This is a genomic window from Aquirufa sp. TARAVU-A1A (genome assembly GCF_054558675.1).
In genome coordinates, this window is sequence record NZ_JBPXKP010000004.1 from 117,431 (window position 1) to 140,621 (window position 23,191).

20 protein-coding genes and 1 other RNA gene are annotated in these 23,191 nt (G+C 39.3%); 19 read left to right on the forward strand and 2 right to left on the reverse strand.

All coding sequences use genetic code 11. From position 1 onward, the window contains the following. The first annotated feature begins 1 nt into the window (after position 1). The 3 genes from V7S75_RS06785 to V7S75_RS06795 are packed head-to-tail and all read left to right on the forward strand — an operon-like array spanning position 2 to position 1,963. Positions 2-412, forward strand: a complete 411-nt coding sequence (locus tag V7S75_RS06785; protein WP_459512494.1) for an acyl-CoA thioesterase — start codon at positions 2-4, stop codon at positions 410-412. Further along, positions 409-1,335: a YihY/virulence factor BrkB family protein gene (locus V7S75_RS06790; protein WP_459512496.1), complete on the forward strand. Its 927-nt coding sequence runs from the start codon at positions 409-411 to the stop codon at positions 1,333-1,335. Before V7S75_RS06785 ends, V7S75_RS06790 begins: the two co-directional genes overlap by 4 nt. A 1-nt stretch (position 1,336) precedes the next feature. Next, complete coding sequence (locus V7S75_RS06795; protein WP_459512498.1) at positions 1,337-1,963, forward strand: L-threonylcarbamoyladenylate synthase; 627 nt, start codon at positions 1,337-1,339, stop codon at positions 1,961-1,963. Here the strand turns inward: V7S75_RS06795 and V7S75_RS06800 are convergent, their stop codons facing one another. Continuing rightward, complete coding sequence (locus tag V7S75_RS06800; RefSeq protein WP_459512500.1) at positions 1,964-2,833, reverse strand: lysophospholipid acyltransferase family protein; 870 nt, start codon at positions 2,831-2,833, stop codon at positions 1,964-1,966. It abuts the gene before it with no gap. A gap of 63 nt (positions 2,834-2,896) precedes the next feature. Here V7S75_RS06800 and V7S75_RS06805 point away from each other — a divergent pair, with 63 nt between their 5' ends. The 10 genes from V7S75_RS06805 (at position 2,897) to V7S75_RS06850 (ending at position 12,371) form a co-directional block, all read left to right on the forward strand. Then, positions 2,897-3,508: a WbqC family protein gene (locus V7S75_RS06805; protein ID WP_459512503.1), complete on the forward strand. Its 612-nt coding sequence runs from the start codon at positions 2,897-2,899 to the stop codon at positions 3,506-3,508. A gap of 39 nt (positions 3,509-3,547) precedes the next feature. Next, positions 3,548-6,094, forward strand: a complete 2,547-nt coding sequence (locus V7S75_RS06810; protein ID WP_459512505.1) for an ATP-dependent Clp protease ATP-binding subunit — start codon at positions 3,548-3,550, stop codon at positions 6,092-6,094. A 21-nt stretch (positions 6,095-6,115) separates the two neighbouring features. After that, the gene (fabG, locus tag V7S75_RS06815; RefSeq protein ID WP_377976152.1) at positions 6,116-6,862 is read left to right on the forward strand and encodes a 3-oxoacyl-[acyl-carrier-protein] reductase; all 747 of its coding nucleotides are present in this window, start codon (positions 6,116-6,118) and stop codon (positions 6,860-6,862) included. A 60-nt stretch (positions 6,863-6,922) separates the two neighbouring features. Then, entirely contained in the window at positions 6,923-8,155 is a 1,233-nt protein-coding gene (locus V7S75_RS06820; protein ID WP_459512508.1) for a DUF4403 family protein, read from the forward strand. An 18-nt stretch (positions 8,156-8,173) separates the two neighbouring features. Next, positions 8,174-8,530: RNase P RNA component class A (rnpB, locus tag V7S75_RS06825), an RNA gene on the forward strand. 90 nt (positions 8,531-8,620) lie between these two features. Further along, positions 8,621-9,289 (forward strand): 30S ribosomal protein S16, encoded by a 669-nt coding sequence (locus tag V7S75_RS06830; RefSeq protein ID WP_459512510.1) that lies wholly within the window; start codon positions 8,621-8,623, stop codon positions 9,287-9,289. A gap of 66 nt (positions 9,290-9,355) precedes the next feature. After that, entirely contained in the window at positions 9,356-9,898 is a 543-nt protein-coding gene (gene rimM, locus V7S75_RS06835; RefSeq protein ID WP_459512512.1) for a ribosome maturation factor RimM, read from the forward strand. Beyond that, positions 9,888-10,565, forward strand: a complete 678-nt coding sequence (trmD, locus tag V7S75_RS06840; protein ID WP_459512890.1) for a tRNA (guanosine(37)-N1)-methyltransferase TrmD — start codon at positions 9,888-9,890, stop codon at positions 10,563-10,565. The genes rimM and trmD overlap by 11 nt, the downstream gene beginning before the upstream one ends. Next, entirely contained in the window at positions 10,558-11,472 is a 915-nt protein-coding gene (locus tag V7S75_RS06845; protein WP_459512514.1) for an EamA family transporter, read from the forward strand. Before trmD ends, V7S75_RS06845 begins: the two co-directional genes overlap by 8 nt. Positions 11,473-11,474: 2 nt before the next feature. Further along, positions 11,475-12,371, forward strand: coding sequence for an alpha/beta hydrolase (locus tag V7S75_RS06850; RefSeq protein ID WP_459512516.1), 897 nt, complete (start codon positions 11,475-11,477; stop codon positions 12,369-12,371). On the opposite strand, the gene V7S75_RS06855 is transcribed toward V7S75_RS06850, so the two are convergent. Continuing rightward, entirely contained in the window at positions 12,368-13,765 is a 1,398-nt protein-coding gene (locus V7S75_RS06855) for an APC family permease (RefSeq protein WP_459512518.1), read from the reverse strand. The two genes, V7S75_RS06850 and V7S75_RS06855, sit on opposite strands and share 4 nt — an antisense overlap. Positions 13,766-14,006: 241 nt before the next feature. Here V7S75_RS06855 and V7S75_RS06860 point away from each other — a divergent pair, with 241 nt between their 5' ends. From V7S75_RS06860 to V7S75_RS06885, 6 genes are all read left to right on the forward strand, one after another. Continuing rightward, positions 14,007-14,588, forward strand: a complete 582-nt coding sequence (locus V7S75_RS06860; RefSeq protein ID WP_459512520.1) for an RNA polymerase sigma factor — start codon at positions 14,007-14,009, stop codon at positions 14,586-14,588. Between the two features lie 328 nt (positions 14,589-14,916). Next, on the forward strand, positions 14,917-17,910 hold the full coding sequence (locus V7S75_RS06865) for a SusC/RagA family TonB-linked outer membrane protein (RefSeq protein WP_459512891.1): 2,994 nt from the start codon (positions 14,917-14,919) through the stop codon (positions 17,908-17,910). Positions 17,911-17,921: 11 nt separating this feature from the next. After that, a complete protein-coding gene (locus V7S75_RS06870; RefSeq protein WP_459512522.1) occupies positions 17,922-19,589 on the forward strand; it encodes a RagB/SusD family nutrient uptake outer membrane protein in 1,668 nt (555 codons plus the stop codon). Between the two features lie 74 nt (positions 19,590-19,663). Continuing rightward, positions 19,664-20,701, forward strand: coding sequence for a DUF6807 domain-containing protein (locus V7S75_RS06875; RefSeq protein WP_459512525.1), 1,038 nt, complete (start codon positions 19,664-19,666; stop codon positions 20,699-20,701). Positions 20,702-20,774: 73 nt separating this feature from the next. Further along, positions 20,775-22,199: an MBL fold metallo-hydrolase RNA specificity domain-containing protein gene (locus tag V7S75_RS06880; RefSeq protein ID WP_459512527.1), complete on the forward strand. Its 1,425-nt coding sequence runs from the start codon at positions 20,775-20,777 to the stop codon at positions 22,197-22,199. Positions 22,200-22,234: 35 nt separating this feature from the next. Continuing rightward, positions 22,235-23,191 (forward strand): acetyl-CoA carboxylase carboxyltransferase subunit alpha, encoded by a 957-nt coding sequence (locus V7S75_RS06885; protein WP_459512530.1) that lies wholly within the window; start codon positions 22,235-22,237, stop codon positions 23,189-23,191.

Here is a 23,191-nt window from a genome sequence, read left to right on the forward strand (position 1 = left end):
GATGTATTCACACGCTGTTAAATACCGAGTTTGTTATGCGGATACCGACCAAATGGGCTATGTCTATTATGGGAATTATGCGCGTTTATATGAAATTGCTCGTGTGGAAACGCTGCGAAGTTTAGGCGTTAGTTATAAATCCTTGGAGGATAATGGCATAGGTCTTCCAGTGGCAGAACATTATACCAAATTTATTGCTCCAGGTTTATACGACGATGAGTTGACTGTTATTTGTCAGGTTGATATGTTGCCAACGGCTAAAATTGTGTTCTCATATCGGATCAAAAATGAGGCCGGTGATTTGATTAATGAAGGGAAGACAACCTTGGTTTTTATGGATTTAAAGACCAAAAAGGTCATTAAAGCACCTGATTTTATTATGAATGCATTAATGCCCTATTATTCAGTATGAGGAAAAATTTACTAAATGAAATAAAGCAGATTTGGCGTGAATACGAGGAGCATTATGTGCTTGTTCGCATCATCTCTATTTTATATCAAAAGGTTTTTCAATTTGATATTGATGTGCGTGCGGCTGCCGTAGCCTATAATTTTACCTTAGCGGTATTCCCTACGATTATCTTTCTATTTTCTTTATTGCCTTATTTGCCCGTAGAGCATCTGGATTATAAAATTATCAGTTTTATTAAGGCAACTGTGCCCAAAAACCTTCAAAGCGATTTGACTGAATTGATCACCGAAATCGTCAATAAGAAAAGGGGAGGAGTTCTTTCTTTTGGTTTCTTTTTTGCGCTTTATGCGAGTACTAGTGGTATTATGGCCTTAATGCGCTCATTTAATTTGACGTATAAAACCAGTGAGAACAGAGGCTTTATTAAGGAACGCCTTGTTGCGGTAGGCTTAAACTTCTTGTTGACCTTTGTGTTGATTACTTCCTTTATGGTCTTTATTCTAGGGAATTTTGTTGTTAAATATTTGGCCAAAGAAGGTATTCTAGAATACAATTTTACGTTTTACCTGACGAAGGTTTTGACCTATTTTGTTATTTTCTCGGTCTTCTTTTTTACGATATCATTGATTTATTATTATGCCCCAGCGATACATAAACGTTGGAAGTTTTTTAATGCTGGTTGCATCACGGCCTCTATTTTAACGATTTCTATTTCGAATTTATTCTCATATTATTTAGTGAATTTCGCGAGCTACCATAAAGTTTATGGTTCCATCGGTTCACTAATTGCCTTAATGGTTTGGTTGTATTTTGTTGCCTTGATTTTGATTGTCGGTTTTGAGATTAATGCGAGTATTGACCAGGTTAAAATTGAGGAGTTGGAGGACGAGCAACAAGGCTCTGATTTCTTTTTAAACTTTTAAGATGGCAGTGGAAATCAAAAAAATATACGACCGAAATAATTCACAAGAATTGATTGACCAGGTGGTCAAAGTGCTTGAAAAAGGCGGGGTCATAATTTACCCGACGGATACCATGTATGCGATGGGTTGTTCGATTCAGAGCCAACAAGCCGTTAATCGGATTTGTGAGATCAAGCAGATTAAACCGGCTAAAAATCGTTTTAGTTTTATTTGTGCTGATTTGAGTTCGATTGCGAATTTTGCCAAAGTAAGTGACTATGCTTTCAAATTGCTGAAACGCTATTTGCCAGGGCCATATACTTTTGTGTTGCCGGCAAGTTCGAAGGTTCCAGCCGTACTTGTACAGGGTAAGAAAACAGTGGGTATCCGTATTCCAGATTATCAACCCATATTAGACATCGTGAAACAATTGGGTCATCCCTTGTTGACGACGACATTGCCACAGGACGGTTTGGAAGTAGAAGAATATACAGATCCTAGTCTCATCTTTGAACGTTACGAAAATCAGGTGGATTTAGTCTTAGATGGTGGTTATGGTGGACACTTTCCTTCATCAGTCATCGAAATCTCTGAAGATACTGTCGAAATTATTCGAGAAGGTGCAGGTGATGTAATTGATTTTGACTAATTACCATTTAATTAGTGAGGCAGCTGGCTTTGTGTGTTTCCAGCGGCGATGCGACCATAAATATTGTTCTGGATATTGAACAATCGATTTCTCCAATCTACGCGCAAAGCGTTCAATAATTTCTCCTTTAGGTAAATCGGTGTAATCGGGATTTGCGATAGGTTCAAAACTCATAATATATTTACCACGCTCTTTGCGGATTAATTCCACAAAAACGACCGGGTAATTATAGTCCCTGGCAAAGCGTTCCATACCGGTAAAAAAGGCGGTATCTTGATTTAAAAAATTGGTCCAATACGCTGATTCAGGCTTTTGAGGAGCTTGATCTGCCGCTAAACAAATGCCTCTAGCGATGTCTTTTCGTTCACGCGTAGCCAAAATGGATTCGCGTTTTTCTAATAAAGTAACGCCTGGAAACCGACTCCGCACGTCCATCGTAAATTGATTGAAGGCCGGATTATTTAATTTTTGATAAACAACATCATACAGATTTTTCGATAAGGCGAGTCGGTGAATCGCCCATTCCCAGTTGCCTTGATGTCCAGCTACGAGTACCACTGGCGTTCCTGCTTGGAGGTAATCGGAAATATAGTGTTCGTTAACCATTTGAACGCGGTCTAGCATCTCTACTTGGCTGATGGAAACACCATAAAAGAATTCTACTAATTGGTCGGTTAGGTATGCATAAAAACGATAGCTTAATGCCTTGATTTCCTTGGGATTAAGGTTTGGAAATGCGTTTGAAATATTTTTAGTTATAACCTCTTTTCGATATCCGATGATGTAATAAAAGACCCATTTGACACCAGTAGCGAGTGTGTATAAAATGAAAAGCGGCATGCGGCCTAAAAGCTTGTAAAAAAACATCATGGCTAGTTTGTCGAGTTAATCGCTGATATCTGCTATTTTTGCAAATATCCACTTATTTTTTGAATGCACATTGATATTCAGTATTTACCTTCTTTAGAATATTGCGCAGTAATTTTTGCGGAACCTCAAATTGAATTTGAGGTTTATGAGCATTTTCCTAAGCAAACCTATCGGAATAGAAGTTATATTTTAGGGGCTAATGGGGTGGAATTGTTGAGCATTCCCATTATTCAAAGCGCTTCTGGCAAGCAACTAACGAAGGATGTTCAAATTGACTATTCACAAGATTGGATTCGAAAACATAAAGGTGCCATTCAAGCTGCTTATGGTAAGGCTCCATTTTTTGAACATGTTGAACCATTTATCGATCAGATATTTGCAAAAAAAAGTAAATTTTTAGTAGATTTAAATATTCAATTTTTAAATACAATTGCACGTTTTTTACAGAAAAAACCTCAGTTTAGCTTCACTGAAACATTTCATGAGGCACCTGTGAATTCTTTGTGGAATGTAATTGATTCAAAAAAGGAATATTCCACGCGAAATATTTATAATCCAGTAGCGTATAGACAGTGTTTTGGCACGGAATTTGTAGCGAATCTGTCCGTTCTAGATTTAATTATGAATTACGGAATTGAATCGCGTGAAATTTTACAAAAGAGTTTGAACAAATAAAGGCTTAGGTGCGTTTTGAATATTATTAATTAGGGAAATATGGAGGCTAAGTTTTCAAATAAGGTAAAAGAAGTAATTGCATTAGCACGTGAAGAGGCTTTGCGATTAGGGCATGATTACATTGGTACCGAACATTTGATGTTGGGAATCATTCGTGATGGTGAAGGACCAGGCATTGAATTATTACATAAATCTGGCGTCTCTTTAGATCAATTGCGCCAAAGCATTGAACATTCTACAGCATCGACAAGTCGTTCTAGTTTCGATAAACAAAGTTTGTTGAACATTCCTCTGACGAAGCAAGCAGAGAAAGTATTGCGTTTGACATATCTAGAAGCGAAATATTTCAAGACGAATTTAGTAGGAACCGAACATTTATTGATGGCGATTTTGCGCGATGAAGATAATGTGGCGACTCAGATTTTGGAGAAATACCAGGTCCACTATGATTTGATTAAAGAAATGGTAGAATTCCAATCGAGCAATTCGCAAGAAAATTCTCCGAAGGCAAGTTCAGATACAGATGATTCTGATGACGATAGTCGTTTGTTTGGTGGTTCAGGCTCAAGTTCTCAAGGTGGTTCGAGTAGCTCATCAACAGCCAAAGCAGGAGAAAAAAGTAAAACACCTGTGCTCGATAATTTCGGTCGTGATTTGACCAAAATTGCGGAGCAAGGAAAATTAGATGCCATTGTTGGACGTGAGAAAGAAATAGAGCGTGTTGCACAGATTCTTTCGCGTCGCAAAAAGAATAATCCTATATTAATCGGTGAGCCCGGCGTAGGTAAAACTGCCATCGCAGAGGGTTTGGCGCTCCGCATTATTCAAAAGAAAGTATCACGTGTGCTTTTCGGCAAGCGTGTTGTAACCTTGGATATCGCCTCTTTGGTTGCGGGTACAAAATACCGTGGTCAATTTGAGGAGCGTATGAAAGCCGTTATGAATGAGTTGGAGAAGTCAACGGATGTTATCTTGTTCATCGATGAATTACATACGATTGTGGGTGCGGGTGGTGCTTCCGGTTCTTTGGATGCTTCCAATATGTTCAAGCCTGCCTTAGCGCGTGGCGATATACAAGTTATTGGTGCAACGACTTTGGATGAATACCGTCAATACATCGAAAAAGATGGTGCTTTAGCACGTCGTTTTCAAACGGTGATGGTAGACGCCACAACGGTGGACGAGACGATTGAAATATTGAATAATATTAAAGACAAATACGAAGAGCATCATCATGTGATTTATACGCAAGATTCGATCGAATCAGCTGTTAAATTATCAGATCGCTATATTTCAGATCGTTTTTTGCCAGATAAGGCCATTGATGTGATGGATGAAGTAGGTGCTCGTGTACATATTTCTAATATTCAGGTTCCAGCTGATATTGTTGCCTTGGAGAATCAAATCGAGGTAGTGAAGAAGGAGAAGAACCAAGTGGTTAAGTCTCAGAAGTATGAAGAGGCTGCACAATTACGTGATCGCGAAAAGAAATTGATTGATCAATTGGAATTAGCGAAGACCAACTGGGAAGAGGAGTCGAAAAAACAGAAGTTTACCGTTACGGAAGAGCATGTTGCGGAAGTTATCGCACAAATGACAGGTATTCCTGTGAATCGTGTCGCTGCCAAAGAAGGGGAGAAGTTGCTCCAAATGGAGCAAGAATTGACCAAACATGTGATAGGTCAAGGCGATGCGGTGAAGAAATTGGTGAAAGCGATCCAACGTACTCGTGTAGGCTTGAAAGATCCGAATAAGCCAATTGGCTCATTTATTTTCTTGGGTCCTACAGGTGTGGGTAAAACGGAAATGGCGAAGGTTTTAGCGACTTATTTATTTGATAAAGAAGATTCATTGGTTCGTATCGATATGAGTGAGTACATGGAGAAATTTAGTGTATCTCGCTTAGTAGGAGCGCCTCCCGGCTACGTGGGTTACGAAGAAGGTGGCCAATTGACGGAAAAAGTTCGTCGGAAGCCTTATTCAGTAGTCCTATTAGATGAGATAGAAAAAGCACATCCAGATGTATTCAATTTATTGTTACAGGTTTTGGATGATGGAATTTTGACGGATGGTTTAGGCCGTCGTGTTGATTTCCGCAATACGATCATCATTATGACTTCGAATATCGGAGCTCGTGATTTGAAGGATTTTGGATCAGGAATTGGTTTTTCTACGAAGTCACGTGTGGACAACATGGAAGAACAGGCAAAATCAACAATTCAAAATGCCTTGAAGAAAGCTTTTGCTCCAGAATTTATCAACCGTTTGGATGATATCATCGTGTTCAATTCATTAGAGCGCGCAGATTTACACCAGATTATCGATTTGCTTTTGGTGAAATTGATGACGCGTTTGGCCAATTTAGGGTTTGCTGTGGAATTGACAGAAAAAGCGAAGGATTTTATTGCTGATAAAGGATATGACCCTCAGTATGGTGCGCGACCATTAAATCGAGCAATTCAGAAGTATTTGGAAGACCCATTAGCAGAGGAAATTTTAAAAGGTGAATTAGCGGAAGGTGAAGTAATAGAAGCTGATTTTATTGCCGAGAGTGAAACATTAACATTAGTAAGAAAGAAGAAATAATACACAATAACCATTTATTACATGCAATTAGTACAAGGAAAAGTCGTTTTAGTAACCGGAGCTTCACGGGGAATTGGTCGGGCAATCGCGAATCAATTTGCACAAGCTGGCGCAAATGTTGCGTTTACTTATCTTTCCTCTGTTGAGAAAGGAGAAGCTTTAGTTAAAGAATTAGAGGCTTACGGAATTAAAGCGAAAGGATATCGTTCAGACGCATCGTTGTTTGATGCGGCAGAAGAATTAGTTAACTCTGTTGTGGCTGATTTTGGACAAATTGATGTACTGATTAATAATGCTGGGATTACGCGTGATGGTTTATTGATGCGTATGACAGAAGAGCAATGGGATGAAGTGATTCGTGTTAATTTGAAATCTGTTTTTAATTTAACGAAGGCGGTTATTAAGCCGATGATGAAAGCTAAATCAGGTTCGATTGTGAACATGACTTCCATTGTAGGAGTAAAAGGAAATGCTGGTCAAGCGAATTATGCTGCGTCTAAGGCGGGTATTATCGGTTTTACGAAATCGGTGGCTTTGGAATTAGGATCGCGTAATATTCGTTGCAATGCGATCGCACCAGGTTTTATTGAAACGGAAATGACGGGTGAATTAAATGAGGCAACCGTAGAAGAATGGAAGAAATCAATTCCATTGAAGCGCGGAGGAGAAGCCTCTGAAGTAGCGAATGTTTGTTTGTTCTTAGGTTCTGATTTGTCATCTTATGTGACAGGACAGACAATTCAAGTTGACGGAGGACTTTTAACTTAGTAGTTTATCATTTTTTAGCGAGCCTCAATTTTGCTTTGGCATGATTGAGGCTTTTTATTTATGCGGAATTTTCTCTTTTTATTGCTTCTTACATTTTTTACAGCCTGTAAGCGTCAAGTGCTCGTTCAGGGTACACCTGCTCAATTTCAGTTGGCAACTCCCGCTGTCCGTTCTCAAACAGTGGCAATTAATTTCTCGATGCGCTATGATAGTTTGTTTCGTTATTTTCAATTAACACCTGGGAAGCTATTGTTTGATTCACAGAAGCAAAAAGGAATAGATTTTCCTTTACAAATTGCACTTTTACAGCCACCCCGATTACAAGTGGGTTCGCAGGGGAATGCAACTTTGGAGCTTCCTGTTAAAATAGATGCCCGCCCGAATATTGCGGGAATCAATACGGGACTAATTCAAGCGAAGAGTAATATTTCTTTGGCTTTCCAATGGAATTGGCAAGACATCAATCATCATCAACTTGATTTACGTAGCTTGAATTATCAATGGATTTCAAAGCCTGAAATGCGTGTGTTAGGCTTCCCTGTACAGGTTCAGGGAATTGTTGATCCTATGATTCAAAGGCAAATACCTGCGATGCAAGAAAAGGTTGCCGAGCGTTTGAATCAAGCATTAAGTCCGAGTGCACTGCGTAATCTGTTGAATCGCGTGGAGATGAATTTTGCAAGTCCTTTGGGCCAAGTTTCCTTGCGTTCTGCTGATGTGGATGTGCATGATTTAACCTTTAATTCATCAGGAATTGCTGGTAAGTTATTGGTACGGACTGCCTTGATACTCGGAGAATCTGTTGATAATCAGCCTAATCGTTGGCTTGAGATGAAAGACTTAAATCAGTCGCTACCTTTTCAGGTATCGTTAGGTTATGATAAAATATTGGGGCTTATCAGTCAAGCGCTGCATGCAAAACCTACGAATTTACAATTAAGTGCTGATTCAGTAGGGATTCATGTGCAAGTTAAAGGGTTAGCAACATCGAGAGCAATGGCCAATATAATTGTTGTTCCTGCGCTATTAGATTCGAGTAAAATAGGTTTGAATGTAAAAGGGTTTCAGGTGGAAGGGGTTCCTTTTTTCTTGCGTGGACATGTTAGGCGTAAGGTTTTAAAGGCGTTGATGGCTTATTCTTGGTCTTCTTCGGAAGCTTTAAGTCTACTCAAGCAAAATACCTGGGGCTTGGCTGTGTCAAATGGTGAGCTTCGAATTCAGCAGTTGACTTATTCGATTAAAGGTTTGGGAGTAGTGGGTGAAATACGAGGAAATTGGGAGCTAAGAAAATAGTCGTACTTTTGTGTTGAGAAAATAAACCATCTTATCGCTTTTTAAAGAGGAAAGTCCGAACAACATAGAGCGCCGTGCTTCTTAACAGGAAGGGGAATCGCAAGGTTCTACAGCTAGTGCCACAGAAAATTACCGCCTTTCGGGGTAAGGGTGAAAAGGAGGGGTAAGAGCCCACCGCTAATTTGGTGACAAATTAGGCATAGGTAAACCTCACGGGTTGCAAGATCAAATAGGCTGACTGTCGAAAGACAAAAGGGTTGCTCGTCCGATGTCAGTGGGTAGATTGCTCGAGCGAATGCGTGAGTATTCGTCAAGATAAATGATAAGAGGGCATGCAAATGCTTACAGAATTCGGCTTATCGGTTTATTTTCTCATTTTTCTTTTTTGTATTCTAGGTTTAAATCCTTATTTTTACAAACATTTTTATTAACCGAGGGACGAGATCCTTCACAAACCCATATATAATGGCCGTTAAAATTAGATTAGCGCGTCGTGGACGCAAGAAGTTAGCAATGTTCGATGTTGTTGTTGCAGATGCTCGTGCACCTCGTGACGGTAAATTCGTAGAGAAAATCGGAACATACAATCCTAACACCAATCCAGCAACAATCGTTTTGAATGAAAAACAAGCGATCCAATGGGTATTAAATGGTGCTCAACCAACTGATACAGCGCGTGCAGTACTTTCTTCAAAAGGTATTTTGTATGCAAAACACTTACAAGTAGGTGTGTTGAAAGGTGCGTTGACACAAGAGCAAGCTGATGCGAAATTTGAGGCTTGGAAAGTAGAAAAAGCGAAGCAAGTAGAAGCAAGCAACGCGAAATTAGCTCAATCAAAAGCTAAGTCGAAAGCGTCTCGTTTAGAGGCTGAAGCGAAAGTTTCATCTGCTCGTGCAGAGGTAATTGCTGCTAAAAACAAAGTAGCTGACGAGGCAATCGTTGCTAGCGTTGTGGAAGCAATCAATGCTGCTGACGAAGAGGCTACAGGTGTAGAAGTTGACGAAGTAGTAGCAGAAGCTCCTGCAGTTGAGGAAACTCCTGCGGTAGAAGAAGCGCCAGCTGCTGAGGAAGCTGCACCAGCTGCAGAAGAGGCTCCGGCTGCTGAAGCAAGCGAAGAAGCTGCTGCTGAATAATTTTTATTAATTTTAAAGAATCATACAGATTTGTTTATCAAGTTTGTATGATTTTTTTTTGTATCTATGGCAAAGACAGAATATTTTGAATTAGGCTATCTCGCGAAGCCACACGGATTAAAAGGCGCATTTCATGTGTTTATGGATGTTGACGATCCTTATGAATACGAAGATTTAGATGCAGTGTTTGTCCAACAAGGAAATGAGATGGTTCCTTATTTTATTGAAGATTTACAGATTCGCGATAATTTAAATTTGATGAATTTGGAAGGGATTGAATCCTTAGATGCTGCGAAAGAATTAGTAGGTTCTAAGTTATTTCTTCCCGTTGCCATGTTGCCCAAACTGAAAGATGATCAATTTTATTATCATGAAATTGTCGATTACCAAGTAAATGATCAGGTACTAGGTTCTTTAGGAACTGTCAAGGAAGTCTATTCAACTGGGGCGCAAGATGTGATTATTATGATTTATCAAGGGGTTGAAGTTCTCATTCCGCTTACTGATGAAATCGTACCTAAAGTGGATAAAAAAAATAAAGTGATTATCACCCATTTGCCTGATGGGCTTTTGGATGTTTATATGAATGAGTCTTATGATGCGGATTGATATCATTTCGGTGGTTCCCAACTTAATGTCGAGTTTCTTCGAATACTCAATTTGTAAACGCGCCGCAAATGCAGGGCTTGTGGAAGTTGTATTACATGATTTACATGATTTCTCAACCAAAAAGCATAAGCAAATTGATGATTATCCGTTTGGGGGTGGTGCAGGAATGGTAATTGCCATTGAACCATTAACGCGTTGCTTAGACCAATTGATGTCGGAGAGAACTTACGACGAAATTATTTTCTTTTCACCAGATGGTCTTGTGCTCAAGCAGGGCTTGGCGAATCAATTGAGCCTCTGCCAAAATATGATTTTCATCTGTGGACACTACAAAGGAATTGACGAACGGGTTCGAGAAAAATATGTAACCAAAGAAATCTCTATTGGGGATTATGTTTTATCTGGAGGTGAATTAGCGGCTGCTGTTACGGCCGATGCTATTATCCGATTGATACCGGGTGCGATAGGGGATGAGAGTTCAGCTTTGACGGATTCGTTTCAGGACGGATTATTGGCACCGCCCGTTTATACGCGTCCTGCTTCTTTTGAGGGTATGGATGTTCCCGAAATACTTCGTTCAGGTAATGATAAATTAATTGAAGCTTGGCGACATGAGCAAGCTGTAAAACGCACCATGGAACGCCGACCAGATTTGTTACATGACTAAGCAAGCGTCCATAACTCCACGCGTGATGATCGCCCTAGGGCTTTTGTACCTCATTTGGGGGTCCACTTTTTTGAGCGTGCGTATTTTATTGGATTATTTACCTCCTTTGGTCATTACCTTTTCTCGAAATTTTACAGCGGGATTTCTGCTATTATTTTGGTCCGTGCTCGGTGGACATTGGAAAAAGATGTCGGCCAAACATTGGCGCGTGCATTTACAAGCCGGTATTTTATTAATATCACTTGGCAATGGCTTTATGTCCTTAGCAGGTGGCATTGTTCCCTCGGGTTTTTCCTCGGTTTTTATGGCCTTAGGACCTTCGCTTTTAGTTCTATTTTTTTGGTTCGATGGTCGTAAGCCAAGTGTTCGAAAAGCGTTAGCAACAGGCTTAGGTCTCTTCGGTATTGTCGCATTGGCCTCACAGAAGTCATTAGCCATTCAGGGCAAAGAACAAGAATTTTTGTTGGGAATCGCCTATTTATCCGTAGCGGTGCTCGCTTGGAATATCGGTGTATTTCGAACCCAAGTGACGGGTGCAAATACCTATCATTTTACACAAGTTTGTGCGATTCAAATGCTTTTTGGAGCCTTCGTCGTTTCCATCATCAGTTATGCACATGGCGACTTTCAGGCAGTTAGCCTAACAGCATTGCCATGGAAAGCTTGGTCGGTATTTTTTTATTTAGCTTTGATTGGTAGTATGCTAGGCTTCTCCTTATTTGGTTATTTATCCAAAGCCTGCGATGCGACTTTGGTTGCAACATATACTTATGTAAATCCAGTCATCGCTTTAATTTTGGGTAATTTAATTCTAGATGAGTCTTTAAGTATTGGATTGCTTTTAGCTAGTTTCCTGATTCTATCTGCAGTTGTGTTAATTACGACTGAAAAAACCAAAACGAATTAAGTATGAAATACCTTTTGACTATTGGACTTATGATGACATTGATTTCTGCGCAAGCCCAAGTTCCTCAGCCTTTATATCCTGGAGAAATTCCGAATTATATTGCGGGACCCAATATGGAAAGTTCTGCGATTACGGGTGGAATTTTACGTATTTCCAATGTCACTGATCCTGTATATACACTCTACCTTGCTCCTGAAAATCAACAAGCCAAGAAACCCTTAGTGATTATTTTTCCTGGGGGTGGTTATCGGATTCTGGCAGCATCTCACGAAGGAAGTGATATCGCGCGAAAATTAAACGAAATTGGTGTGCATGCCATGGTAGTTCATTACCGATTACCTGATAGCACTCGGCAGGTGGAAAAACAATTTGCACCTTTGCAAGATGCCCAACAAGCGATTCGGGTAGCTCGACAATCAGCAAATTTATGGAATGTTGATTCTACTAAAATTGGAGTCATGGGCTTTTCTGCTGGTGGTCATTTAGCAGCGAGTGCAGCGACACATTACCAGACGGACTATACGAAAATTAATGATGGTCAAAACTTGCGGCCTGATTTCCAATTATTGATTTATCCAGTGGTAACATTCCGTTCTTATAGTCATCAAGGATCTGTGAATAGTTTATTAGGGAAAAACAAATCAGAGGAAATGCTTCATTTGTTCTCCAACGAGGAACAGGTTAATGCCACTACACCACGTGCATTTATTGTTCATGCGGCTGATGATGGAGCTGTTCCGGTAGCAAATGCACTTAATTATGCTGCAGCTTTGTCAAACTATAAGGTTCCTGTTGATTTACACATTATGGCCAAAGGCGGTCACGGGTTTGGATTAACTAATAAGACAACGGAAGAATATTGGTTTGACCGCTTGGCCACATGGTTTAAAACATTTTAGTTGATTTCTCTTTTTTTCATTAAGTAATAGAAAGGAATACCGGCTAATACAATTCCCAAACCAATAGAAGAAGGCACTGTTTTGGTGTAAAGTAGATTTACGGAGATGAAAAGCAGTAACCCTAAATAAACCGCAAACAATATCTGGTCTTTTAGTTTTAATTTTTCCTGCATGATTCGTTGGTTGAATACGGCTAATACCGTCAAAAAGTAGAACAGCAGAATCGCGAAGACTGTAAAATCTAGTAAGCTATTATACGAACCTGAAAAGCAGAGTAAAATGGCCCAAATACCTTGGATGATCAAGGAATAGGCTGGGGCATTATTCTTATTAACTTCAGCAGCTTTTTTGAAGAACAATTTGTCATGTGCCATTGCCTCGAACAGACGACCACCCGCTAAGATAATTCCATTGTTACATCCGAACGTGGAAATCATAATTAAGATAGCCATGACAAGCGCCCCCACATTCCCTAAAACAGTTTGAAGCGCAGCGGAACCTAAACGGTCCTGGCTTGCAAACATAATACCTCTTAAATAGCTTGTAGATCCATGTGGATCACCTTGCAAGGGTAATATGGCTAGATAGGCAATATTGGTCAATAAATACAAACCACACACCAATGCTGAACCATAAACAAGTCCTTTTGCGATTGTTTTTTTCGGATCCTCAAAGTCAGCACTAGCGAACGTAACATTATTCCAAGCTGAAGAAGAAAACAATGGCCCGATCATTGCTGCGCCAAATATGCTGATTAGCGTAGTCGTTGACACATATTCCACTTGATTCGTAACGGGATTCAGCGTATTTCCCTCGGCAAAGAAGTTGGAGAAATGTATCCATTCATTTTGTATCCCAACAAAAAGTCCGATAATGATAATGAGGATGATGGCTCCAATTTTGGTGATGGTAAATACATTTTGAATAATGGCTGCAAATGAAATCCCTTTGAGGTTAGCTCCTGTTAAGATAACAATAAGCAATGCGGCTAAAATTTGTTGGGTCGTGATAAATGAACCTACCAAAGGAATATCGTTGATGTAATCTGGCCAGATGAAACCGGTGTATTTGGCGAATGCAACCGCAACTGCGGCAATTGTTCCTGTTTGAATCACTAAAAAGGTAGTCCATCCAAACAGAAATCCGGTTAATGGATTGTAGGCTTCTTTTAAATAGATGTATTGTCCGCCCGTGGCAGGGAATTTACTTGAAAGTTTACCGTAAGCATAAGCACCGGTAACGGTTAGAAAGCTTGTTAGAATCCATGTGCCAATCCACCAAATAGGTGAGATTAGGGAACGGCCAACTTCCGAACTAACTAAAAATATACCAGATCCTATCATGGAACCCATTACGAGAAGGGTTGCGTCGGTCGTGTTTAATTTCTTACTCATATTGGGATAGTTCTAATAATACAATTGCTTGAATTCTTTTAATTTTTCAAAGTTGCACAAATTTTATCCGGATTTTAACCCACTTTTTAAATAATTATAAAATGTAATCGTTTCCGTAATCGTTTACGGAAAAAAATTAAATAAAATCATTGAATTTTAATATCTCGCTTGTTTATATTAGAGCATGTATGATTGTAGCAAATGAGCTCACTTTCATTAATTAAAAGAAAAGTACAAATCCATGATGATGAGTAAAAAAGTGATTATTGATGAAGTAGCTGTTTGGGATCAATTCCGTGCTGGAGACCAGCGTGCTTTCACTGAATTGTATCAACATTTTGTTCAGCCTTTATATTCTTATTCCATGGGCGTTACAGCTGACAAGGAATTGATTAAGGATTGCTTGCATGATTTGTTTGTAGAGCTTTGGAGAAATCATGCTACAATAGGGCCCACAACGAGTGTCAAATATTATTTGATGGCTTCTATTAAGCGGAAACTTATTCGTCACATGGAAACTCAGATGAAGAATCATGTTCACCATAGTAATTATATGATGGATTATATGGAGTCTGATCAATCGCAAGAGGCTATATTAATCAAATATGAAGAGGAAATTAAAAGTAACAAGCAATTAGCGCTTTGTTTAAATATGTTAAGTAAACGTCAAAGAGAAGCTATTTCGTTACGTTTTTTCCAGAATATGGACACGGATCAAATTTCTGTTTCGATGAAAATTAATCCGCAGTCTGTATATAATTTGATATTTGGCGCCCTTCGAGTGATGAAAGAAGGTTTGACTCGGGCCCGCGCTGTTGCATAAAAAATTGTACAATGTTTATTTAAATTTGAGTATATCGGAGTTGTGTGCTGCTTTATAGGGTTAACGAAAGCACAGCATTGATGTCAAAAAATATAAAAGACAGTTTATTACGACGGAATTACTACCGTAAACGTTTATGGAGGCTGTTTTTAAAGAAATTCGCTCAAAAGAACTGGTTGCTTAGGAGCGAAAAGATTACAAATGAAAACCAGCTTAGCCACAATGAATGCGAAGCGTTGTGGGCTAAGATTAACTTTACTTTGCAAACCATAAACTAAAATTTTTCTAACCTATGAGAAAACAATTACTTTCCAAGGTTCTTTTTAGCATGTTTTTTGTGCTAATGGGAATTCAAATGCTTGCTCAGGACCGAACGGTTACTGGACGAGTGACTGCCTCTGATGATGGATCAGGAATTCCAGGGGCTAGTATTTCGATTAAAGGTACTTCAAAAGGTACATCTTCAGACGCTGATGGTAATTACAAAATTACTGTTTCCGGTTCGTCTGTTTTGACTTTTTCATCTGTGGGTTTTAATTCACAAGATGTAAGTGTTGGGAATAAATCTCAAATCAATGTTGCATTGGCTGCTGATACAAAAGCGTTGACTGAGGTTGTTGTTGTAGGTTACGGTACGCAAAAGAAAAGCCAATTGACAGGTGCGATTTCTTCGGTAACATCTAAACAAATTACGGAGATGCCTATTACCAACTTAGGTCAAGCGATGCAAGGTCGTGTTGCGGGTGTTGACGTTGCGCAATCAGGTTCTAAGCCGGGTACTGTGCCTAAGGTTTTGATTCGTGGTCGTCGTTCTTTCAATGCGGGTAATGATCCTTTATATGTTGTGGATGGTATTCCATTATCAAGTGGTTATGAAGATATGAACCCGAATGATGTTGCTTCGATGGAAATCTTGAAAGATGCAACGGCAACAGCTATCTATGGTGCTCGTGGTGCGAATGGTGTTGTGTTAATCACAACAAAACGTGGTTCTAAAGACGGAAAGACAGTTATTTCCTACGATACTTATGTAGGTTCTACTCAAACATTGGATAAAATTAACTTGTTCAGTGGTGCGGAATATGCGGAAATGAAGCGTGAGTCTCGTCGTACAATTGGTACTTATAAAGATGCGAATGGTAATCTTGTTCCAACAGGTGTGATGGATGCTTATGCGGATTCGAAATTGTTTACTGCGATTGAATTAGATGGTATTGCAAAAGGTCGTACGACAGATTACCAAGATTTAATGGTTAAGAAAGGTTTTCAACAAAATCATGCTATCGGTGTACAAGGTGGAAATGAGAAAACACAATTCTCTATCAATGCAGGTTATTTCCAAGACAAAGGTATTATCGAAGGTTTAGATTTTACTCGTTATTCATTGCGTGTGAATGTTGATCACCAAGTAAATAAAGCTTTGAAAGTGGGTATTTCTTCTTATGGAATGTATGGTCTAACCAATGGTGCTAACTTAAATCCTTATGGTTTCTTGCTATCTCAAAACCCATTAGCTCGTGCATTTGATGATTCAGGAAATTTAATTTTCCAACAAACTGATGATGCTTTATTAACAAACCCATTGAATGAAATTGTTAAAGGTGCTAAAATTGATGAGACGAACAAATACCGTATTTTCAACTCGATATATGCAGAGTTGCAATTAGCGAAAGGTTTGAAATATCGTGTGAACTTTGGACCAGACTTTACCATTTCTCGTAATGGTCAATTTAATGGTGCATTGACAAATGCAATTAAAGGAGGTAATCCTACTGCAACAACGGATAATCGTTTTGGATTTAACTATACGTTGGAAAATATCTTAACGTATAACAAGCAAATCAAAGATCACAACTTTGCAATTACAGCTTTGCAGTCCATGCAACGTGATAATTTTGAACAATATACGCAAAGTGTAATGGGGGTTCCAGTTGAGACTCAAGCATTCTACAACTTAGCGAATGCTTCTTCTATTCAAGGGGTAGGTTCTAACTTGATTCAGTGGACAATTGCATCTTACATGGCTCGTGTGAACTATGACTACAAAGGTAAATACCTTTTGACAGTGACAGCTCGTCGTGATGGTTCTTCTCGTTTCGGTGAAAACACGAAATGGGGTAACTTCCCAGGGGTTGCAGTTGGTTGGAATTTACATCAAGAAAACTTCATGAAAGGTTTAACTTGGATTGATGAATTGAAACTTCGTGCTTCGATGGCGCAAGTAGGAAACCAAGGTCTTTCTCCTTATCAAACGCAAGGTTTAGAAGGTAGAACTTCTTATGCATGGAATAACAATGCAGCTTATGGTTACCGTCCAAACACTATTGGAAATGCAGATTTGAAGTGGGAAACTTCTACTTCGAAGAATATTGGTGCTGACTTTAGCTTATGGAGAGGTAAAGTTTCAGGTTCAATCGAATACTATCAAACAAATACAACGGATTTGTTATTGTCTGATCAATTACCTACATCAACTGGTTTTGCTGCCGTTACACGTAACGTAGGTGAGACAAAGAATACAGGTATTGAAATGTCTTTATCGACTGTAAACATTGATGCTGAAAATGGTTTCAAATGGAACACAGACTTCACTTTCTATAAAAATACAGAGGAAATTGTTTCTCTTTACAATGGAGCGAAGGATGACGTAGGTAACCGTTGGTTTATTGGCCAACCGTTGAACTCATACTATGATTATAAATATGCTGGAATCTGGCAATCAGCTGAAGCAGCTCAAGCGAAAGCGATGGGATTCTCAGTAGGTCAAATCAAAGTAGCTGATTCAAATGGTGATGGTAAAATTACTGCGGATGACCGTGTATTATTAGGATCTGATGTTCCAGCTTGGACAGGTGGTATGACAAACCGTTTCTCTTACAAAGGATTTGATTTATCATTCTTCATCTTTACTCGTCAAGGTCAAACAATCGTATCTAAGTTCCACCAAAATTCGAACTACTTACAAGGTCGTTATAACCAAATCAAAGTGGATTACTGGACTCCAAACAATCCAAATGCATACTATCCACGTCCTAACTTTAACCAAGAGTTCCCAGCATACAATACAGCTATTATGTATTTTGATGGTTCTTTCATTAAGGTTCGTAATATCAACGTGGGTTACACATTCCCAGCAAAAACAGCAAATAAATTAGGTTTGTCTTCGCTACGTGTATATGCAAGTATTCAACAACCATTCATCTTCTCGAAATACCGCAGCAAGGAAAATGGTGTTGACCCTGAAACGTCTAATGGTAACGTTAATAATGACGTGACTCCGGCAACACAGGTGACGACATTTGGTTTAAATCTTAAATTTTAATCTCCGAAATAATGAAAAGTTTATATATCAAAAATTCACTTAAAACGTTAGGTCTTGCCTCTGCGATTATGCTGGGTACTGCCTCTTGTAGTGATTTATTAAAGGAGACTGTAGTATCTTCCATTAGTAATGACTACATCGCTACGACTCCTGGCTTCATTGCTGCGACGAATGCGGCTTATACTCCATTACGTTCATTTTATGCAACGGAACGTGGGTTAACTATGTCTGAATACGGTACAGATATTTATTCTGCTGGAGCGGATGGTTCTTATAAAGGTTTTCATTTTTATGATTCACAATTAACTTCTTCGGTAGTTATATTAGCTGAATTATGGGATGAGACTTACAAAGGAATCAATACCATTAATGCGGTTATTGATCGTGCTCCTTCGGTAACAGGTATGTCAGATGCTGTAAAAGCTCAACGTGTAGCTGAAATGAAATATTTGCGTGCGCATTATTATTTCATCTTAGTTCAACAGTTTGGTCCTTTGGATTTACGTTTGAAAGAAACGACTGGCCCAACTAAGACAGCAACTCGTGCCACAGAGCAAGCTGTTTACAAGCAAATCGAAGCGGATTTATTAGCTGCGATTCCAGCTTTGGAAAACAAAAAAGCGTCGTCTGATTTCGGTCGTGCTACGAAGGCTGCCGCTGAAAACTTGTTAGCTAAAGTTTATTTGACGCGTGCGTCATCTAAATTTGCTGAATCGACAGATTATGCGAATGCAGCTACCTTGTGTAACAACGTGATAAACAACTACGGATTTAAATTGTTGGCTGATTTTGACCAAGTATTTGATCAAGCGAATCAAGTGAACGATGAGGTTATTTTCTCTGTTCAATACACGAATGATCCGTTGACAAATGGTTTTGTTGATAATCAGGGAAACAAGTTGCACTTGTATTTCGGTATGCAATATGATGTTCAACCGGGTATGATGCGTGATGTAGTGAACGGACGTCCATTTAAGCGTTTGAAGCCAACACCTTATTTGTTGAATACGGTATTTGCAGATCGTGTAAATGATACACGTTACAAGAAAACGTTCAAAGATACTTGGTTGTCTAACAAGCCTGGTACTTACAATACAACGTTTGATGGTTCTAAAGCTACGGTTACTTACAAAGCAGGGGATACGACTATTTATATCCCAGGTTATGAAATGACTTTAGCTGAGCGTGCTGCGAAGAAATATCAAGTATTAGTTCCAAGTTTGTACAATTATGCATTGTTCCCAACTTTGAAGAAATTCTTTGATCCACTTCGTCCGGATATGACATACGAAAATGGTAGCCGTGATTATTTTGTTCACCGTTTAGCAGATACGTATTTAATGTTAGCTGAAGCCTCTGTTAAATTAGGTAAACAAGCAGATGCGGTAGCAGCAATCAATGCGGTTCGTGTTCGTGCGGCGGCAGCTGGTAAAGCAGAAAACATGAAAGTAACTGCTGTGGACATGGATTTAATTATGGAAGAACGTGCTCGTGAGCTTGCTGGTGAGCAAACACGTTGGATGGATTTAAAACGTTGGGGTAATTTAGTTGAGCGTGTGAAGTTATATAACTCAGATGCCGCAGCTAACGTTGCTGACAAACATTATGTTCGCCCAATTCCACAAAAACAAGTAGATTTATCTGAAAATGGTGGTTTCCCACAAAACGCAGGTTACTAGTTTAAATTTGATTTCTTTATTTTGTAATAATTCCGGAGAATATTTCTCCGGAATTTTACTTTAAACCAAATTGTATGTTACGTATATTGTCGGTTTTTTGCCTATTCATTTCCTTAAGCGCTTTTTCGCAAGATCGCGTGTCTTTTGTTAAAAAAGCAGATAAAGTTGATGTTCTTGTAGGAGGGAAGTATTTTACATCCTATTGTTTTCCCGGTGAAAGCCAATTGAAAAAAGCGGTTCTGTTTCCTATCTTATCTGCACAAGGAACGACAATCACCCGTGGATTTCCGATGAGTCCACGAGCTGGTGAACGCGTAGATCATCCACATCATGTAGGTATGTGGTTAAATTATGAGGATGTGAATGGCTACGATTATTGGAACAATTCCAATAACATTGTTGAGTCGTTAAAATCGCATAAAATGGGTACTATTCGTCATGAAAGCATTACTAAAATGACCGAGGGTAATAAGGGGTCACTTCAAGTGACTGCAGCTTGGATTGACGAAGATGGTAAAGGAAAGCGTGTCTTAGATGAATCAACAACTTATGTATTTTCAGGTTCAGGTGATTTACGTATTATTGACCGTATCACGACGTTAAAAGCTGTTAGCGATGTTGTTACCTTTAAAGATGTGAAAGATGGCATGTTTGCGCTTCGTGTAGCTCGCCAATTAGAAATTCCATCTAATAAACCGGACGTATTTACGGATGCACATGGCGTTGAAACAAAAGTTCCTGTAATGGACAATACTGGCGTTACCGGAAATTACCATAGTAGCGAAGGCGTAGAAGGCGAAGCTGTTTGGAGTACCCGGGCTAAGTGGATGAATTTGACTGGCAAAATGGATAATCATAGTATCAATGTGGCTATTTTAGATCATCCATCTAATGTGACATATCCTAGTTACTGGCATGCCCGTGGTTATGGCTTGTTTGCCGTTAACCCATTGGGCCTTAGTGTTTTCAGTAATGGTAAAGCTACGTTGAATTATACTTTGACAAAAGGGGAGTCGATTACCTTCCGGTATCGGACTATTATTGCCGACCGTGATTTAACAAAATCAGAGTTAGACGCCGCGCAGGCTAAATTTGCACGGGAGGTTAAATAATTCGTAATTCAAGAAAATACTTGTATTTTTGTAATGCATTGGGGCCATTCGTGGCCCTATTTTCTTTTAAATTATGAAGTTACAATTTCTCGGAGCTGCCAAACAAGTTACAGGTTCAATGTATCTATTGGAGCTCGAAGATGGCTATAAAATTCTGATTGATTGTGGAACCGATATGGAGCGATCCATTGATTTCGAAGTTCCTTATGAACCCGCACCTTTTTTTCCGTTCGATCCGTCATTAATTAATTTGGTGGTGTTGACACATGCCCACATTGATCATTCTGGTAATATTCCGATGCTTTACCGGGAAGGATATGAAGGCCAAGTGCTTTGCACTCCTCCAACGGCTGAATTAGCCGCACTTTTGTTGATGGATTCTGCTAATCTTCATCTTCGCAAATTACGCGCAGCGCAAGGGGAGAGCAGAAAAAAGCATAAACAAATGGACCGTTTATTACGTCGAGGAGATTTGTATTTGCAAAAGGATGTGGAGGATTCGATGAGTAATTTTGTTACCCTTCAATTCAATAAAAAGTTTGTTATTAAGTCAGGTTTGGAATTGACTTTCATTCCAGCAGGGCATTTACTAGGTGCTGCACATTTGTATTTCTCCGTTACGGAAGGCGACCAAACTAAAACACTTGGATTTAGTGGTGATATAGGTCGCTATGATTATCCTTTGCACATTGATCCATTCCCAATGCCGGCATGTGATTATTTGGTATGTGAAAGTACCTATGGTAATCGTGTGCATGAAGACAAGGTTGAGCCGATTGATGCTTTGGCTAAAATCATCAAAGAAACTTGCTTAGATAAACCGGGTCGTTTAATTATTCCTGCTTTTTCAGTGGGTAGGACTCAGGCGGTACTCTACACGTTGAATCGCTTAATTGAAGAGCGAGGATTTCCCGCGATTCGTGTTTTTACGGATAGTCCTATGGGAAAAAGTTCTACACGCATCTATTCTAAATATTTAGCGTATCTGAACCCGGAAGCTCGTGCTTTTCAAAAGGAGTACGATGACTTATTCGATGTTGAAAACTTAGTATTTCTACAAAGCGAAAAAGAATCCCGTGCAATTCGTAATTACCATGAGCCTTGTATTATCATTTCATCTTCTGGAATGATTTCGGGTGGCCGTGTCGAACAGCATATTGCGGATAATATCTCCAATAGTTATGCGACGATTTTATTAATTGGATATGCGGCTGAGGGTACTTTAGGCCGACAATTAATGGAAGGTACGGATGTGATTCGGGTCAAAGATCGTGAATATCGCGTAAATGCGCAGATACGTAAAATTGATGTGTTTTCGGGGCATGCCGACCAAAAAGGATTATTGAAGTTTGTTGCTAATCAAAAACCAGAACACTTAAAAACGGTATTTTTATCGCATGGTGAAGAGGAAAGTATGCTAGAATTTAGAGATGAAATTAGACGTTTAGGATTTTCAGACGTTATTTTACCCGAGAAGTCTGAGACTTTCACACTTTAATCTTTAATTTTGCATTTGTAATTTGACATATCAGCATGAGAACATTATTAGAATTTGAAAAGCCTATCGCAGAGTTAGAGGATAAATTGATTGAAATGCGCAAATTGGCATTAGAAAATAATGTAGACGTTTCCGGTGCTGTTGCTTCCTTAACAGATAAAATTTTAGAATTGAAACAGGAAACTTTTGCTAATTTGACTCGTTGGCAACGTGTTCAATTATCACGTCATCCCGATCGCCCCTATACATTTGATTACATCGAGAAGATGTGTACGGAGTTCATTGAAATTCACGGTGACCGAAATGTGGCTGATGATAAAGCGATGGTTGGTGGATTTGGGAATATCGACGATGAATTTTCGGTGATGTTTATTGGCCAACAAAAAGGACGAAATACCAAACAGCGTCAATTACGTAATTTTGGTATGCCAAATCCCGAAGGTTATCGGAAGGCCTTACGCTTGATGAAAATGGCTGAGAAATTCAATAAGCCTATCGTTTGTTTAATTGATACGCCTGGTGCGTTTCCTGGTTTAGAAGCTGAAGAGCGTGGTCAAGGGGAAGCAATCGCTCGTAATATCCGTGACATGTTTATGTTAAAGGTTCCTGTGGTTTGTGTCATCATCGGTGAAGGTGCATCTGGGGGAGCTTTAGGTATTGCCGTAGGTGATAAGGTTCTCATGATGGAAAATACATGGTATTCCGTTATTTCTCCAGAATCTTGTTCTTCTATCTTATGGCGCAGTTGGAATTATAAAGAGCAAGCAGCCGAAGCCTTGAAATTAACGGCCGAAGATATGTTATCCAATGGTTTAATAGATGGAATCATTCCTGAACCTTTAGGAGGCGCTCACTTAGATCCTGATGCTGCTGCTGCTAAATTAAAAGCGGTAGTTAAAGAAGAGCTTGCTAAATTATCAAAAATGGATCCGCAAGAACGCATCATGGCTCGAATTGAAAAATTCGGACAAATGGGGGTTGTTGTAGAATAA